At 35.1% G+C, this 14,487-nt stretch carries 15 protein-coding genes; 4 read left to right on the plus strand and 11 right to left on the minus strand.

Annotated features, from left to right (window positions below):
- The first annotated feature begins 399 nt into the window (after positions 1-399).
- Positions 400-2,193, plus strand: coding sequence for an alpha-amylase family protein (locus tag C245_RS0110315; RefSeq protein ID WP_369770053.1), 1,794 nt, complete (start codon positions 400-402; stop codon positions 2,191-2,193).
- 138 nt (positions 2,194-2,331) lie between these two features.
- Here C245_RS0110315 and C245_RS0110320 read toward each other — a convergent pair whose 3' ends face one another.
- From C245_RS0110320 to rsfS, 7 genes are all read right to left on the minus strand, one after another.
- Positions 2,332-3,129, minus strand: coding sequence for a superoxide dismutase (locus tag C245_RS0110320; RefSeq protein ID WP_026109990.1), 798 nt, complete (start codon positions 3,127-3,129; stop codon positions 2,332-2,334).
- Positions 3,130-3,137: 8 nt separating this feature from the next.
- Positions 3,138-3,407 (minus strand): acyl-CoA-binding protein, encoded by a 270-nt coding sequence (locus tag C245_RS0110325; protein ID WP_017496522.1) that lies wholly within the window; start codon positions 3,405-3,407, stop codon positions 3,138-3,140.
- Positions 3,407-4,060, minus strand: coding sequence for a phosphatidylserine decarboxylase family protein (locus C245_RS0110330; RefSeq protein WP_017496523.1), 654 nt, complete (start codon positions 4,058-4,060; stop codon positions 3,407-3,409). The genes C245_RS0110325 and C245_RS0110330 overlap by 1 nt, the downstream gene beginning before the upstream one ends.
- Positions 4,050-4,937, minus strand: a complete 888-nt coding sequence (locus C245_RS0110335) for a phosphatidate cytidylyltransferase (RefSeq protein ID WP_017496524.1) — start codon at positions 4,935-4,937, stop codon at positions 4,050-4,052. The genes C245_RS0110330 and C245_RS0110335 overlap by 11 nt, the downstream gene beginning before the upstream one ends.
- A 1-nt stretch (position 4,938) precedes the next feature.
- Complete coding sequence (locus tag C245_RS0110340) at positions 4,939-5,544, minus strand: lactate utilization protein B/C (RefSeq protein WP_017496525.1); 606 nt, start codon at positions 5,542-5,544, stop codon at positions 4,939-4,941.
- A gap of 115 nt (positions 5,545-5,659) precedes the next feature.
- Positions 5,660-7,585 (minus strand): ATP-dependent zinc metalloprotease FtsH, encoded by a 1,926-nt coding sequence (ftsH, locus tag C245_RS0110345; protein ID WP_017496526.1) that lies wholly within the window; start codon positions 7,583-7,585, stop codon positions 5,660-5,662.
- A 15-nt stretch (positions 7,586-7,600) separates the two neighbouring features.
- Positions 7,601-7,972 (minus strand): ribosome silencing factor, encoded by a 372-nt coding sequence (rsfS, locus tag C245_RS0110350; RefSeq protein ID WP_017496527.1) that lies wholly within the window; start codon positions 7,970-7,972, stop codon positions 7,601-7,603.
- 93 nt (positions 7,973-8,065) lie between these two features.
- Between rsfS and C245_RS0110355 the strand changes: the two genes are divergently transcribed.
- Positions 8,066-8,794, plus strand: a complete 729-nt coding sequence (locus C245_RS0110355) for a biotin--[acetyl-CoA-carboxylase] ligase (protein ID WP_017496528.1) — start codon at positions 8,066-8,068, stop codon at positions 8,792-8,794.
- A gap of 155 nt (positions 8,795-8,949) precedes the next feature.
- Here the strand turns inward: C245_RS0110355 and C245_RS0110360 are convergent, their stop codons facing one another.
- Both C245_RS0110360 and pyrE read right to left on the minus strand, forming a co-directional pair.
- Positions 8,950-9,342, minus strand: a complete 393-nt coding sequence (locus C245_RS0110360) for a hypothetical protein (protein WP_017496529.1) — start codon at positions 9,340-9,342, stop codon at positions 8,950-8,952.
- 189 nt (positions 9,343-9,531) lie between these two features.
- On the minus strand, positions 9,532-10,182 hold the full coding sequence (gene pyrE, locus C245_RS0110365) for an orotate phosphoribosyltransferase (protein ID WP_017496530.1): 651 nt from the start codon (positions 10,180-10,182) through the stop codon (positions 9,532-9,534).
- 7 nt (positions 10,183-10,189) lie between these two features.
- On the opposite strand from pyrE, the gene C245_RS0110370 reads away from it, so the two are divergent.
- Positions 10,190-10,798, plus strand: a complete 609-nt coding sequence (locus tag C245_RS0110370; protein WP_017496531.1) for an NUDIX hydrolase — start codon at positions 10,190-10,192, stop codon at positions 10,796-10,798.
- A gap of 261 nt (positions 10,799-11,059) precedes the next feature.
- Positions 11,060-11,290, plus strand: coding sequence for a DUF4287 domain-containing protein (locus C245_RS0110375; protein WP_026109991.1), 231 nt, complete (start codon positions 11,060-11,062; stop codon positions 11,288-11,290).
- Between the two features lie 123 nt (positions 11,291-11,413).
- Here C245_RS0110375 and C245_RS0110380 read toward each other — a convergent pair whose 3' ends face one another.
- Entirely contained in the window at positions 11,414-11,908 is a 495-nt protein-coding gene (locus C245_RS0110380) for a hypothetical protein (RefSeq protein WP_017496533.1), read from the minus strand.
- An 820-nt stretch (positions 11,909-12,728) separates the two neighbouring features.
- Positions 12,729-14,456, minus strand: coding sequence for a M14 family metallopeptidase (locus tag C245_RS0110395; protein ID WP_026109992.1), 1,728 nt, complete (start codon positions 14,454-14,456; stop codon positions 12,729-12,731).
- Positions 14,457-14,487: the final 31 nt, after the last annotated feature.

A 14,487-nucleotide genomic window follows, 5' to 3' on the forward strand; every position in this document is an offset into this window, starting at 1 on the left:
TTTTGTCAAATTTATGAAAAAGGTTATAACCTTTATGGATATTAAGATTAATTTATTAATACGGATTTTTTGAATGGATGGATAGGTTTTAATGAAAAAATCTAAATCAATTTGATGAAAAAATGCTCGTTTGGTTTTGAGCTTAATTTATCAACAAAACGGAGTACTCTTACGTTGTAGTTGATGATTTTGTACTTCTATCCAAACAAAAAAGATTTTTAGGTTTCCGTGAATTTAAAAATTAGTCTAAATTTAGGAAATGGTTTTCAGAATCGGGAATATTATTTCCGATTTGGAGATCAATCTGATTATAACGTAAATATGATAAATAAGAATTTTTTTGTTGCGGGACTTGCTGTGGTTCTGCTGTTTTCGGCATGTAAAACCAAAGATCTAAAAATGAATACAAGTAAAGAAAAGACTCCTAAAGAGAATAAGATTGTAGTCTATCAGGTTTTTACGCGTTTATTTGGAAATAAAAACACCACTAATAAGCCATGGGGGACGATCGAGGAAAATGGTGTTGGAAAATTTAATGATTTTACAGATAAAGCGCTGCATGAAATTAAGGATTTAGGCGTTACCCATATTTGGTATACAGGTGTTCCGCATCATGCATTGGTGGGGGATTATAAGGCGTATGGAATTTCAGATGATGATCCGGAAGTGGTAAAAGGCCGTGCAGGATCTCCGTATGCTGTAAAAGATTATTACAATGTAAATCCCGATTTAGCGGTGAATCCGGCAAACAGATTGCAGGAGTTTGAAGCGTTAATCGGACGTACGCACAAAGCCGGACTAAAGCTGATTATTGATATTGTACCCAATCATATTGCAAGAAAATATGAAGGTAAAAGTAATCCGGCGGGAGTAAGAGATTTTGGGGCCGATGATGATGTGAATATGGAATATAAACGAGATAATAATTTTTACTATATCCCAAACAATCATTTTGAAATACCGAGTGGAGATATTCCGTTAAATGGAGAGAAAAATGTACTTGTAGACGGGGTATTTAATGAAAGTCCTGCAAAATGGACTGGAAATGGTTCCAGAAAAGCGAAGCCTGACCAAAACGACTGGTATGAAACGGTGAAAGTAAATTATGGAATTCGTCCTGACGGTTCAAAGGATTTTATGGAACTTCCTGCAGGATTTGATCAAAAAACGTATCAGGAACATTTTGCTTTTTGGCAGGATAAAGACGTTCCGGATTCCTGGAAAAAGTTTAGGTCTATTGCTTTGTATTGGATTGACAAAGGGGTAGATGGTTTCCGTTATGATATGGCGGAGATGGTACCCTACGAATTTTGGAGTTATATGAATTCGGCAATTAAGATGAAAAATCCAAATGCCTTTTTATTGGCAGAAGTTTACAATCCAAAGGAATATCGTAATTATATTCGTTTGGGGAAAATGGACTATCTCTATGATAAAGTGGAAACTTATGATAAGCTGAAAGATATTATTCGCGGAAAATCACTGCCGGATGGATTATCGGATATTCAGAAAGGAATGGAAGATATTGAGCATAATATGTTGCATTTTTTAGACAATCATGACGAGCAGCGATTAGCTAGCTCAGAATTTGCAGGAACTCCCGAACGTGGAAAACCGTTAATGGTGGTTTCTGCGACAATTAGTACGGCTCCAACTATGGTTTACTTTGGACAGGAAGTAGGTGAGGCAGCAAATGAGAATGCCGGTTTTGGAACGCGTTCCAGAACATCGATATTTGATTATATTGGAGTGCCAAATCATCAACGTTGGATGAATGAAGGGAAGTTTGATGGCGGGCAGCTTTCGGATTCAGAAAAGAAGCTGCGTGATTTTTATAAGAAATTGCTAAATTTCTCCCTTAAAAGCCCTGCTTTAATGGGAAGTTTCCAGGAAATTCAAAGTGTAAATCGTCAAAATAATAGAGGTTACGACGATTTAATTTATTCGTATGTACGTTGGTCAGAGCATCAAAAACTGATCATCGTGACTAATTTTTCTTCAGAAAAAACAAGTGAGTTTGATTTGAAGATTCCTTCGGATATTATTTTAAAATGGGGCTTAAGAGATGGAGTTTATGATCTTAAGGATCAATTGTACGAGGAGAATATCGTGCAATTAAAAGTAAATAATGGTGAAGGAGTGGTGAGGGTGAGAATAATGCCTTCGGAGTCATTTATTTATGAATTGAAGTAGTGCGAAAACTTCTAAAAAAGGCTGAAAGCCTGAAAACATCAGCATGGTGTAACGCACTATGAGAAAAATTAAAAGTGATTATTACCCTGAAAGGGTAAAAGCAAATAGATAAAAAAAGCTGATACTTAAAATGTAGTATCAGCTTTTTTTATGATTTATACTTTTTTTGACTTTTTTCAAAGCTTCGATGTAATTTTCGTTTACTTTTTCCCAGTTAATATGCTGATAAAAAGCATCAATATAACTTCCTTTTCTGTTTTGGTAATCCAGATAGTAAGCATGTTCCCAAAGATCGATTCCTAAAATTGGAGTTCCGGGAATCAGCGCGTTTTTCATTAAAGGATTGTCCTGATTTTCAGTAGTTGTTATCTGAAGTTTTCCGGCTCTGTCGACAATCAGCCAAACCCATCCGGATCCAAATTGTTTGGTTGCCTGACCTTTGAACTGGCTGGTTAGATTGCTTAGAGAACCAAACTCTTTATTGATCGAACCCGCTAAAGTGTCTTTTGGAGTTTGTTCTTTTGGCGTCAGAATATTAAAATAAAGCGTATGATTGTAGTATCCACCTGCATTTTGACGAAGCTTGGCATTGCTAAGGTCCATTTTTTTAAGAATATCTTCAATAGGCAGATTTTCAAACTCCGTATTTACAATTTCTTTGTTGAAATTGTTGGTATAAGTTAAATAATGTTTTGAATAATGTGTTTCCAGAGTAAGAGTTCTTATTGCAGGAGCCAAAGCATCATAAGAAAATGGCAGTTTTGTCAATTCAAAAGAACCTGGGTCTGCTTTTACATCATTTGGAGATCCAATGGTGATTTTTTCTTCTTTTGTTGGCAAAGGAACCTCTACCACTTCGGTTAACTTATTGTCATTACATGAAAATAATAGAAAAAATGAAGTCAAAATGCTAAAACGAGTAATGTTTTTCTTCATAATGTTAGTTATTTTGATGTTAGTGAATTAATGATTGCGATATAGTTTTCTTTGGCCTCCTCAGCTGTAAGATGACTTATTTGCATCCAGGCATTTGTTTTGAAAGCATTTCGTAAATCAAAATTATCCGATTGATTGTACACAGCTGTTCCAAAAGTTGCTTGTTTGTAATAGGCATAAAGTCTTAACTGCACGTCTTGCGGCAGTGTAGCCTGAGTCATTTGTAAAGCGGTCTCAACGGCCTCTGAAAAACGAGTATCTAAATCTTTTTCAGTCATTAAGCTTTTGTAGCGATGATGGTTTTTCCACCAATGGCTTTTTGGTTTAATACTACATTGATTGGAGTACCTAAAGGTAAAAATAAATCTACTCTTGAACCAAATTTTATAAATCCGGCATCTGTCCCCTGAACAACCTGCATTCCTTCTTTAGCGTAATTTACGATTCTACGCGCCAAAGCTCCTGCAATTTGTCTGTACAATACTTGTCCAAAAGTTTCATTTTCGATTACAACCGTTGTTCTTTCGTTTTCTTCGCTTGCTTTTGGATGCCAGGCAACTAAAAACTTTCCAGGGTGGTATTTACTAAATTTGATAATACCGTCCATTGCGTAACGCGTAACGTGTACATTAATTGGTGACATGAAAATAGATACCTGAAGACGTTTGTCTTTAAAAAACTCTCCTTCATAAACTTCTTCAATAACCACGACTTTCCCGTCTACAGGAGCAAGAATGTGATCGCTGTTTCTGATTGCGATTCTTTTTGGATTTCTAAAAAATTGCAGAATGATAATTAATACTAATAAACCAGCTAGCTGAACTACTATTCTTAGCCAATTGATATCAATGAATTTTTCAGCAATTAAAAGTACAGCTACTGCGAAAACAGTACCTAACAAAATGGATGGGCCTCCTTCTTTATGAAACATAATATAAAATTTGATAAAATAAAAATATAATTGGTGCTACAAATATAACACTATCTAGTCGATCTAATACGCCTCCGTGACCCGGCATAATGGAACCGCTGTCTTTTACTCCAGCAACTCTTTTGAATTTGGATTCAATTAAATCCCCAATAGTTCCGAAGATACTAACGATTAAAGCAATAATCATCCAGATAAGAATGGATTTAGTACTAAAATCTGCTTTTGGCTGTATGTATAGTTTTGAGATTAAAAATCCGGCAAAGGCAGCAAAAACTACTCCGCCAAGGAAACCTTCAATTGTTTTTTTAGGTGAAATACGTTCAAACAATTTATGTTTTCCCATTGATTTTCCGACTAAATAGGCAAAGGTGTCATTGGTCCAGATTAAAACGAACAATCCAATGATGATTTTTGGATTGTAATCTTTGATGCCAAATGAAATTTTAGTGATAAAAAGAAAAGGGAGTGTTACATATCCAAGTAAATAAACGTATTTGGATGTTTTACTGATGATTTGTGTGTCATCAAATAAAAATACAATACATTTTACGGATACAATTAAGGTAATGATGAGCAGTGCCGAAAAAAGCTTTTCGGTATCCACAGTAATTATAATATTCTCTTTAAATGTTTTGCTAATATAGTTTTCAGTTTCAGTTTTGTAAAAACTGATTAAAGCAACTGCGCTATAAAACAGGGAAACAAATAAAATTGAAAAAACTTTATTGATCCCAACTAAATTACAGAATTCATAAGTGGCTATAATGAGAAAGATGCCAAAAAGAATAATAAAGCTTTCGGTAGAAAACAGAATAGAAGTTAGTAATAAAGCGATATAAACAGCACCAGAAATGGTTCTCTTGAGTGTTTCGTTCATCTTAAAGATCTTCTAAGAGCAATAAATACAAGTTTTTGGCAACACTTCCGTATTGCGTAAAATCTTCTTCTTTTGCTTTTTCGAAATATTTTATTGTGGTAATATTAGTAGGGTAGTCTCTTTCGTACTTGCGTTTGATCGCGCTTAGACCATCGCTTTTGATGGAAAGTATCTGACTTGTTGTAGCAATAATAACAATGTTTGCAGGCAATTCGTTTGGTTTGTCCTGTCTGATTTGTTTAGATGAGAATAAAATAGAACCTTCGTCAGCAATCAGATTCTCGCAAGTGGCAAGTAAAAATTTTGGATTCCTTGGCGAAAGATAAAGCAGTTTATTTTCTTCAAGCAAACTAAAAAGAGCAGGTTCATAACACAAAACTTCGTTTTCGAACCAGTCGTTTTCTTCTAAAATGTTTTCAAATTGTTCAGCAACCTCCTGTTTGTTTTCGCAATACAAGAACTTACCTCCATTTTTTTTGAAATTAAAAATGAATCTTTCATCGATAGATAAATGACTGTCAGGAGCTTGGTTTGCCCCGTATTCACTTTCATGTTCTTCATCAGAAGCTGGCTCGCTGGAACCAAATATTTTTTTGAAAAAATTCATTTTATATGAAATACTTTACATGTTAATTGAAAACGTTCAAAGATAAAAAAAATCTTAATTCAAAAGGGTGTTTTGAATTAAGATTTTAAAAAATATTACATATTTACTGAATTATCTATGAAACCACTTCTTCTAAATTTTTATCAAAAGTGCGTTTTCCGAAGATAGCTTCTAAGTCATCTTTAAAAATAACTTCTTTTTCAATTAATATGTCAGCTAGTTGATTTAGCTTGTCTTTATTTTCTTCAAGAATTTCAATGGCTCGTTGGTACTGACCTTCAATTAATTCTGAGATTTCTTTGTCAATGATTTTTGCAGTTTCGTCAGAATATGGTTTTGAAAAATTGTATTCGCTTTGACCGCTTGAATCGTAATACGTAACATTTCCAATTTTATCATTCAATCCATAGATCGTTACCATAGCACGAGCCTGACGTGTAACTTTTTCTAAATCGCTTAATGCTCCGGTAGAAATTCTGTCAAAAGTTACTTTTTCAGCAGCTCTTCCGCCCATAGTAGCACACATTTCGTCTAACATTTGATCGGTTCTGACGATTTGTCTTTCTTCCGGTAAGTACCAGGCTGCTCCTAAACTTTGTCCGCGAGGAACAATCGTTACTTTGATTAGCGGTGCAGCATGCTCTAACATCCAGCTTACAGTCGCGTGACCAGCTTCGTGAATAGCGATAGCTCTTTTTTCTTCCGGTGTAATGATTTTGTTTTTCTTTTCAAGTCCGCCAATGATTCTGTCTACAGCATCAAGGAAATCTTGTTTGTCTACAGCGGTTTTGTTGTTACGGGCAGCAATCAGGGCAGCTTCGTTACAAACATTAGCAATATCGGCACCAGAGAAACCAGGAGTTTGTTTGGCTAAGAAATCAAGATCAAGACCTTCTACTTTTTTGATAGGTGCTAAGTGAACTGCGAAAATTTCTGCTCTTTCACGAATGTCCGGTAAGTCAACAAAGATTTGTCTGTCGAAACGTCCTGCACGCATTAAAGCTTTGTCAAGTACATCGGCTCTGTTGGTTGCAGCCAGAACAATTACGTTAGAGTTGGTACCAAAACCGTCCATTTCTGTTAGTAATTGGTTCAATGTGTTTTCTCTTTCGTCATTTCCGCCTGACATATTACTTTTTCCTCTTGCTCTACCAACAGCATCAATTTCGTCGATAAAGATAATAGCAGGAGATTTTTCTTTGGCTTGTTTGAATAAATCACGTACACGTGAAGCACCAACACCTACGAACATTTCAACGAAATCAGATCCTGATAAAGAGAAGAACGGAACCTGAGCTTCACCTGCAACTGCTTTTGCTAATAATGTTTTACCTGTTCCCGGAGGACCTACTAATAAGGCTCCTTTTGGGATTTTACCTCCAAGATTAGTGTATTTTTCAGGGTTTTTTAAGAATTCTACAATTTCTTGTATTTCTTCTTTTGCGCCTTCTAAACCAGCTACATCTTTGAATGTAGTTTTAATGTCGGTTTTCTCATCAAACAACTTAGCTTTCGATTTTCCAATGTTGAAAATTTGTCCGCCACCGCCACCGGCACCACCTGACATTTTACGCATAATGAAAATCCACACACCAATAATAATAATGATTGGTAGCAGACTGATTAAAATGTCGCTCCAGTTGTTTTTCTGTAAGAAATTAAAATCTTTCAGTTTGCCTTCGCCAACTGCTTTTTCAAGCTTTGTCTGGAAGATTTGATCGTTACCAATTTCTAAAGTATAATGAGGGCCTTTATTAGGTCTGTCAAAAATATCTTTAGCTACTTTTTTATTAGCCGCGTCTTTAAGAGCCGCAGCGTTTAAATATACTTCAGCTTCAGCTTTGTTATAAACGATTACTTTTTCAATTTGCCCTTTTTCTAATAAAGTGTTGAATTTAGAAGAAGTTAATTGAGCAGGTTCGCTTAAGTTTGATCCACCGGTTGCAAAACTTATAAATAAAAAAACCAGAAGTATTGCAGTATATATTAACCAGGGACTTATTTTAAATTTACTCGGATTTGGATTATTATCTTTAGCCATTAGAAGAAATTTTCTTTAGTATTTGTTTTCGATTGTAGTTATTTTGGCATCACCCCAAAGGCTTTCGATGTTGTAATATTCTCGAATGTGTTTTTGGAAAACATGCACTACAATGTGTACATAGTCCATAAGAACCCATTCCGCATTATCGGTTCCTTCTACATGCCAGGGTTTATCCTTTAAATCTTTTGATACAGTTTTTTGAATTGAATTTACAATGGCATTAACTTGGGTATTTGAACTTCCGTTGCAAATGACAAAATAGTCACAAACTGCAGTGTCTATTTCTCTTAAGTCAAGAATATCGATATCATTTCCTTTTACTTCTTCAATCCCTTTGATTATGTTCGCCAATAGAACATCATTATTAACAGTCTTTTTCGCCATGAATTATTTTATATGAATTTGTAAAGTTACCAAATTTTGTGATTATTTTTGAACCTTAACAAAATATTAAATTAAGTTATTTAAATTACTTAAATGAAACTAATCAAACTCGATGCCATAGATTCTACAAACGATTTCCTTAAATCATTGTCAAGTCAGGATGAACTGGAAAATTTTACTGTAGTAACGGCTGAAAATCAGACAAAAGGCAGGGGGCAGATGGGGGCTAAGTGGCAATCTGAGGTGGGTAAAAACTTAATTATGAGTGTTTTGGTGAGAGATTTTGTCTTTAATAATGAGCATGTTTTTAACCTTAGCCTTATAGTGTCTTTAAGTGTAATTGAGGTGCTAAAATCTCTAAATATTCCTGATTTAAGTATAAAATGGCCAAACGACATTATGTCATACAATAAGAAAATTGGTGGCATACTTATTGAAAATACCCTCAAAAGTGATGGCAGGATTGTGTCAGTTGTTGGATTGGGGTTAAATGTCAATCAGACTAATTTTGATGAACTTCCAAATGCTTCTTCATTGGCAGTGATTTCGGGCAGTAGTTTTGAGAAAGAACTTTTACCTTATTTGATTGTCGGGAAAATGAAAGAGATGATAGGAGCATGGGAAGTTAATTCTAAACATTTATGGTCTGTTTATTTTAATTCATTGTTCCGAAAAGGTGTTCCAATGCCATTTAAAAACCTCGAGAATCAAAACTTTATGGGAATCATTCAGGGAGTATCACCTGTAGGCAGGATTCAAATTCTGTTGGAAGATGATTCCGTTTCAGAGTTTGATATTAAGGAGATTCAGATGCTTTATTAGAAGGTTCTGAGGTTCTGAGTTGCTAAGGTTCTAAGTTTTTTTTTAGAGGTTCAAAGGTGCAAAGGTTTGGAGGTTTTTTAGGAAAGAAAAAATAAAAAAGCCTGATCGTTAAATCAGGCTTTCATTTATAATTCACAATTAATAATTAATCATTATTAAAGTTTAGTCATATTGTTTGCTAAAGTTTCGATGAATTTGCTGATTGGGCCTTTGATCATCATAGCCATCATAGCATTGAATTCGCCTTCAAAAAACAATTGAACGGCACTTTCTGAACCAGAAACGCTATCGATATTTGAAGTTAAGGTAAATGGAAGTTTATCGCTCGCAGCTCCTAGAACAATTTTGCTTGGCGCGGTTTTGTCTTTCATTTTAAGTTTTATTTCCGGCATGCCTTTCAATCCAAAAATAAAAGCGTCTTCGCCAATTACTTCAAATTTAGCAATATTATCCGGCATTAATTTTTCGAAATTCTTTACGTCAGTCAATAAGTCAAATAAATCCTGAGCTGATTTCTGAACGGTAACTTTTGGACTTTCTAAGTTCATATATTAATTTATTTTTTTAATTTTTATTTAACCGCAAAGGGCGCTAGGGATTTTGATTTTCTTTGTGTTTACAAACGCAAGGTTCGCAAAGCTGGATTTTTTAATAAGTTCCAATTTTTTAATTCCAAATTTCAAAAAGAGCGAAGCAATTTTTTAAAAAATCTGCAATCTAAAATCTGCAATCTGCAATTACTCCGCCTCCTGTCCCCAGGTTGATGGACTCACGTTCCATTCTTGCAGGGTAGACTGTTGTTCTTCGCTGATGTATTGTTTTTGAACCGCCAAATCCAGTAAGTTTTCGTAATTACTTAAGGTATACAAATCGATATTGGCATTTTTAAAGTTTTCTTCGGCAACATTAAAACCATAGGTAAAAATGGCGGCCATTCCTTTAATATTAGCTCCTTCGTTGCGTAAAGCTTCCACAGCCATCAAACTACTGTTACCGGTACTGATTAAATCTTCTACTACAACAACATTTTGACCTTTTTGTAAAAAACCTTCTACCTGATTTTGTCTTCCGTGTTTTTTAGCTTCAGGACGCACATATACGAAAGGTAATCCAAGGCTTTCGGCCACAAGAATTCCAACTCCAATTGCTCCGGTAGCAACTCCGGCAATGACATCCGGTTTTCCAAATTGTTTTTCTATATTTTTCGCAAATTCATCACGAACGTAGTTTCGGATGCTTGGAAATGAAAGAATTAACCTATTATCACAATAAATAGGAGATTTCCAACCTGAAGCCCATGTAAAAGGATTTTCGGGATTCAATTTAATTGCATTTATTTGCAAAAGCAATTCGGCTGTTTTTTCGGCAGTATCTTTATTAAAAATCATAGTACAAATGTATAAAGTTTTTGTGAACGACAAACCACTTTTTTTGACAAATGAAATCTCGAGAGAGACTAATTTTCAATTATTCTTGTTAGAGAGTATTGATATCGAGCAGCTTATAGTGAAAATCTTTCAAAATAAAATTCAAAAAGCTTATTTGTATCATCCTGACGAAAAGGAGATTATGAAGACCTTAAAGGCAAAAATTCCTGTAAGTAAAGCTGGGGGAGGTTTTGTGTACAATAAAAGAGGCGAGGTTTTATTTATCTTCAGAAATGGAAAGTGGGATTTGCCTAAGGGCGGAATCGAGAAGGGGGAAGAAATCGAGGCTACGGCTATTCGTGAGGTGGAAGAAGAAACAGGCGTGAGCCAGCTCCGTATTACCAATAAACTTCAAAAAACGTATCATGTTTTTAAGCGTAACGGAAAATACAAACTCAAAATCACACATTGGTTTGAAATGCATACAGACTTTGAAGGGATTCCTCATGGTCAGGCTGAAGAAGGTATCGAAAAAGTGGCGTGGTTAAATCCGGAACAAATAAAAGAAGCTTTGAAAAACTCTTACGAAAACATTAAGCTGTTATTTGAAGAGGAAAGTGAAATTAAAGTAGAGTAAGGGAAAAAATACTACCTCATCATTTCCTGATAATTTTTTACCCCTTTTAATTAGGCGTGCCATCATCCTGATAAGAGGGGAGGGCACCACAGCCTATACGTTCTCTTATTGAGATGCTGTAGGATTATGCGAGCCACTTCACTGGTAGAGTTCTATTCGCTACTTATAGTTGTTTTTACAGTAAAAGCTAAGAATAATCTTGGTAATGTTTTGATTTTAATTGTATTTTCGTTTGTCGATGAATCAATTAAACGAACTTTTATGTCATTTCAAGCGTATTTAAAAACAATCAGAGAAAAAACGGGCAATGGTCCGGCCGAATTTAGGGCTTTGGCAGAACAAAAAGCATTTACTCAGGAAGGAAAACTCAAGCCTGAAGTAAAAGCCGGAGATATTGTAAACTGGCTTAAAGCAGATTTTGAATTAGGGCAAGGTCATGCAATGGCAATTTATGCTTTACTAAAAGGTATTAAAGACGAAAATAGCCAGTAAAAGGTTTAGCTATTACAAAAGTAAAAGTTGAAATTTGAATTTTTGCTCGTGAAGCCGTTCTTTTTTTAGGGTTTTAAACTTTGAAATAAATGCGTTCACGAGCAGAATTTTGATAATTATCGATTATTCAAACTGATAGAAAGCGTCGTCGATTAGGTACTCAATTTTTAAGAATTTATGAGTGAGTTCTGTAATCTCTTCCTGAAAGTTCTCGGAATTTAATGTTACCCAGCCTTCCATTAGGGTTAACGGGCCATGATTTGTAGTTACATTTGGCCAGATTTCTTCGTACTTTTTAAACGATTTTCTAAAGACTTCGGCAAATTTTCGACTCTCGATAGTATAAACTTTAAATTTTCTAAGCTTTAAAGCGTGGATGTTGTACATCATTCTTTGTTTTTCGATACCAGAGTCATTAACCCAAATTGAAAAGAAAATTCGTGATTCGGCTGTCAGTGCTTCCTGTGGATTGGTTGACCATGATCTTTTGTACAGTTTTAGGAATACGGAGTCTAAGTATAGGCCAACTGCAACTTCGATTGATTTTTCGTCTAATGTTTTTTGATCGAGACGGTCGGCGGCTTTTTGAAAGCCCTCGAGATAAAAAGAGGTATTCATTATGGTTTTTGGTTTAAATTGGTTTAATGGTATGGTTATAGTTTTAACAAATATAAATGAACAGTTTGATAATCTGAATGTTTTTTGATTAATCAGGACCAATCATCGATGTTTAAAACCTCTTTTTTTAGGAGAATCTTAGCAATAATGTGGTGTAAAAGGGGATAAATGAAGTGTAAATAGTATTAAGTTCTACAGTAGCGAAAGTCTCGTCTCAACGAGAATATATTTCCGAAGTTTTGTGTAGTGTTTTCGTATAAGGCGAGTTATTCTCTCTAAGGATATACTTTGTTTTTGTTTGCTTTTGCCTTTTCAGGGCGGAATCTATTTTTTATTCCGTTTGCAGTGCGTTGCACTGTGCTGTTGCTTTTTGGGCTTTCAGTCCCGTTTTTTTTTTTGAGGAATTGCACCAGAGGAGAAAAATGTTTTTAGCTAATGTAGTTTCCAGGTATCAAAAGCTCCAGCGGAGCGAAATATAAAAATTTGGAGCATCTCCTTAATTTTAGTCGCTGATATTTAGATTTTAAGTATGGTTTCAATTTTAATCCATTAGACAAGTTGATTTAGATTTATGAAGCAAATAAAAGGCCTTGCGGACGTTTGGTTTGGGTTGAAAATGAGAAAGCGTAATTTTGGAGGAAATAGTGAAGGATAAATAAGTTTTACCCTTCCATAATTTTAAAAAGCCTAATAAATGTATGTTTATTAGGCTTTTTTAGTGCTTTTGATTCTATGTTTTTGTTAGCGTGAACTCAAAGCTTTGCGATCTTAACGTTTTCTCAACTCATAGAAAAAACTTAGGGTTCTTTGCGGTTAAATATCACAGTATTCGATAAACAGGATACTGCAAATGCGCCTTTTCATAATAGGCAGAATGTTTATAAATCCAGTCTAACTGTGCCTCCGGATTTTTAGCAAATTCCGGATCAGTTTGTTTTTTGTTTTCCAGTTCGGCTTTTAAAGTTGTGTTTTCTTTTAGGAGTTTAGCAGCGGTATCTTCAAAAATATAACTGGAATAGTGTTCTTTTTGTTGTAAAATAGTATCAAAGAAATTCCAATTAAAAAACGAATCAACTCCTTCGGGTTCAAAGGCTTCCAGGATATATTTTACACCTTTTTGATTGGTTGGAATGATGTAATCTCCTTTGGCGAAAGCCATTTTAACGATTTTAGAAGTTACCGTTGTATTTCGGTGTAAATAGTGCCCTTCGTAAGCGGATGGAACGGTTTTAAAATCGGCAATTTTGTAGCTTTCCACATCAATGATGGTGTCGTTTTTGAGTTGGGTAAACGAAATATTATTGTTCTTTAAAAGGTCAATAATGTTCCAGTAACCACGCGGAATGATATAAGCAGAAGGTATAACAACCTCTTTTACTGATTTGAATTCTTTGATATAAGGAACCTCTTTTTTATACGGTTTGCTTCGATCGTAGTACAAGCGATCTCCGGTTGTTGCCTCGCTTTTTTTGTAAGCTGCTTCATAACCCAAGAACGAAAAGGTGGTGGCTTTTGTACTGTCCAGCTCCCATTTTAGAGTATAGTTTTTCTTAGCTTGATATTGTTCCAGATTTTTTACCCGGAGTTCCTTGATTTTTTGGTAATTGGCATCGGTATAATCTAAAGTCGATTTGGTGTATTCGTAAGTCATTTTTACACGTTCGGCATATTTTTTCAGCATGTGTGTTTCAACGACAAAACCAATGGTGTTGAATAGTGAAGTATAACCCGTTGTATATCGTGGACTATCGACAAACTGACCAAAACCTTTGTCGGGAGTATCTTTAAATGAATCTACGTATGGTGTTGTTTCAATTTTCTTTTGTTGTAGATCTTTGACCAGAGCCGGCATCATTTCGCTATTCATAAAATCACCCAACACGGTTCCCAGTTTGTTGTGCTGTGTCATGATATAGGTTAATTTGTATTGATAATCAGAACCGTTACTCACGTGATTGTCAATAAAAACGTCGGGATTTATTTTCTGAAAAATTTCTACAAAGCTCTTGGTGTTTCGCGTATCAGATTTCATCAAATCACGATTGAGGTCGTAGTTGCGGGCATTTCCTCTGAAACCATAAATTTCAGGACCATCCTGATTGGCTCTTGTGGTCGAATTTCGGTTCAAAGCGCCGCCAATATTGTAAACCGGAATCGTAACCAAAACAGTGTTTTTAGGAGCTTTTATCTTTCCTGTTGCCAGATCTCTGTAGAATTGCATGGTGGCATCGATTCCGTCAGGTTCTCCGGCATGAATGCCATTATTGATGAAAAGCACTGCTTTGTTCTTTTGAATTTTCTCAAAATCAAACTCTTTGTCAGGATTGTAAGTGATCATGTGTAATGGCTCACCGGAATCAGTTAGCCCCATTTCTTTAATTTGAATCGTCGCAAAATCACGTGCTAAAAGTTGGTAATACTGAATTGTTTCCTGATACGAAGCGGACTGATTTCCATTTCCTTTTTCAAAGAAAGTTTCGTATTTTTTATTGTTTTGAGCGAAAAGGGTTAGAGTGAAAAGTGAAAAGAGAAATGTAAAAAGTTTCATGGTTTTGGTTTTGTTAGCAAGAATCAAATAT

The sequence above is a fragment of the Flavobacterium sp. WG21 genome, assembly GCF_000335775.1.
Classification (GTDB): domain Bacteria; phylum Bacteroidota; class Bacteroidia; order Flavobacteriales; family Flavobacteriaceae; genus Flavobacterium; species Flavobacterium tructae.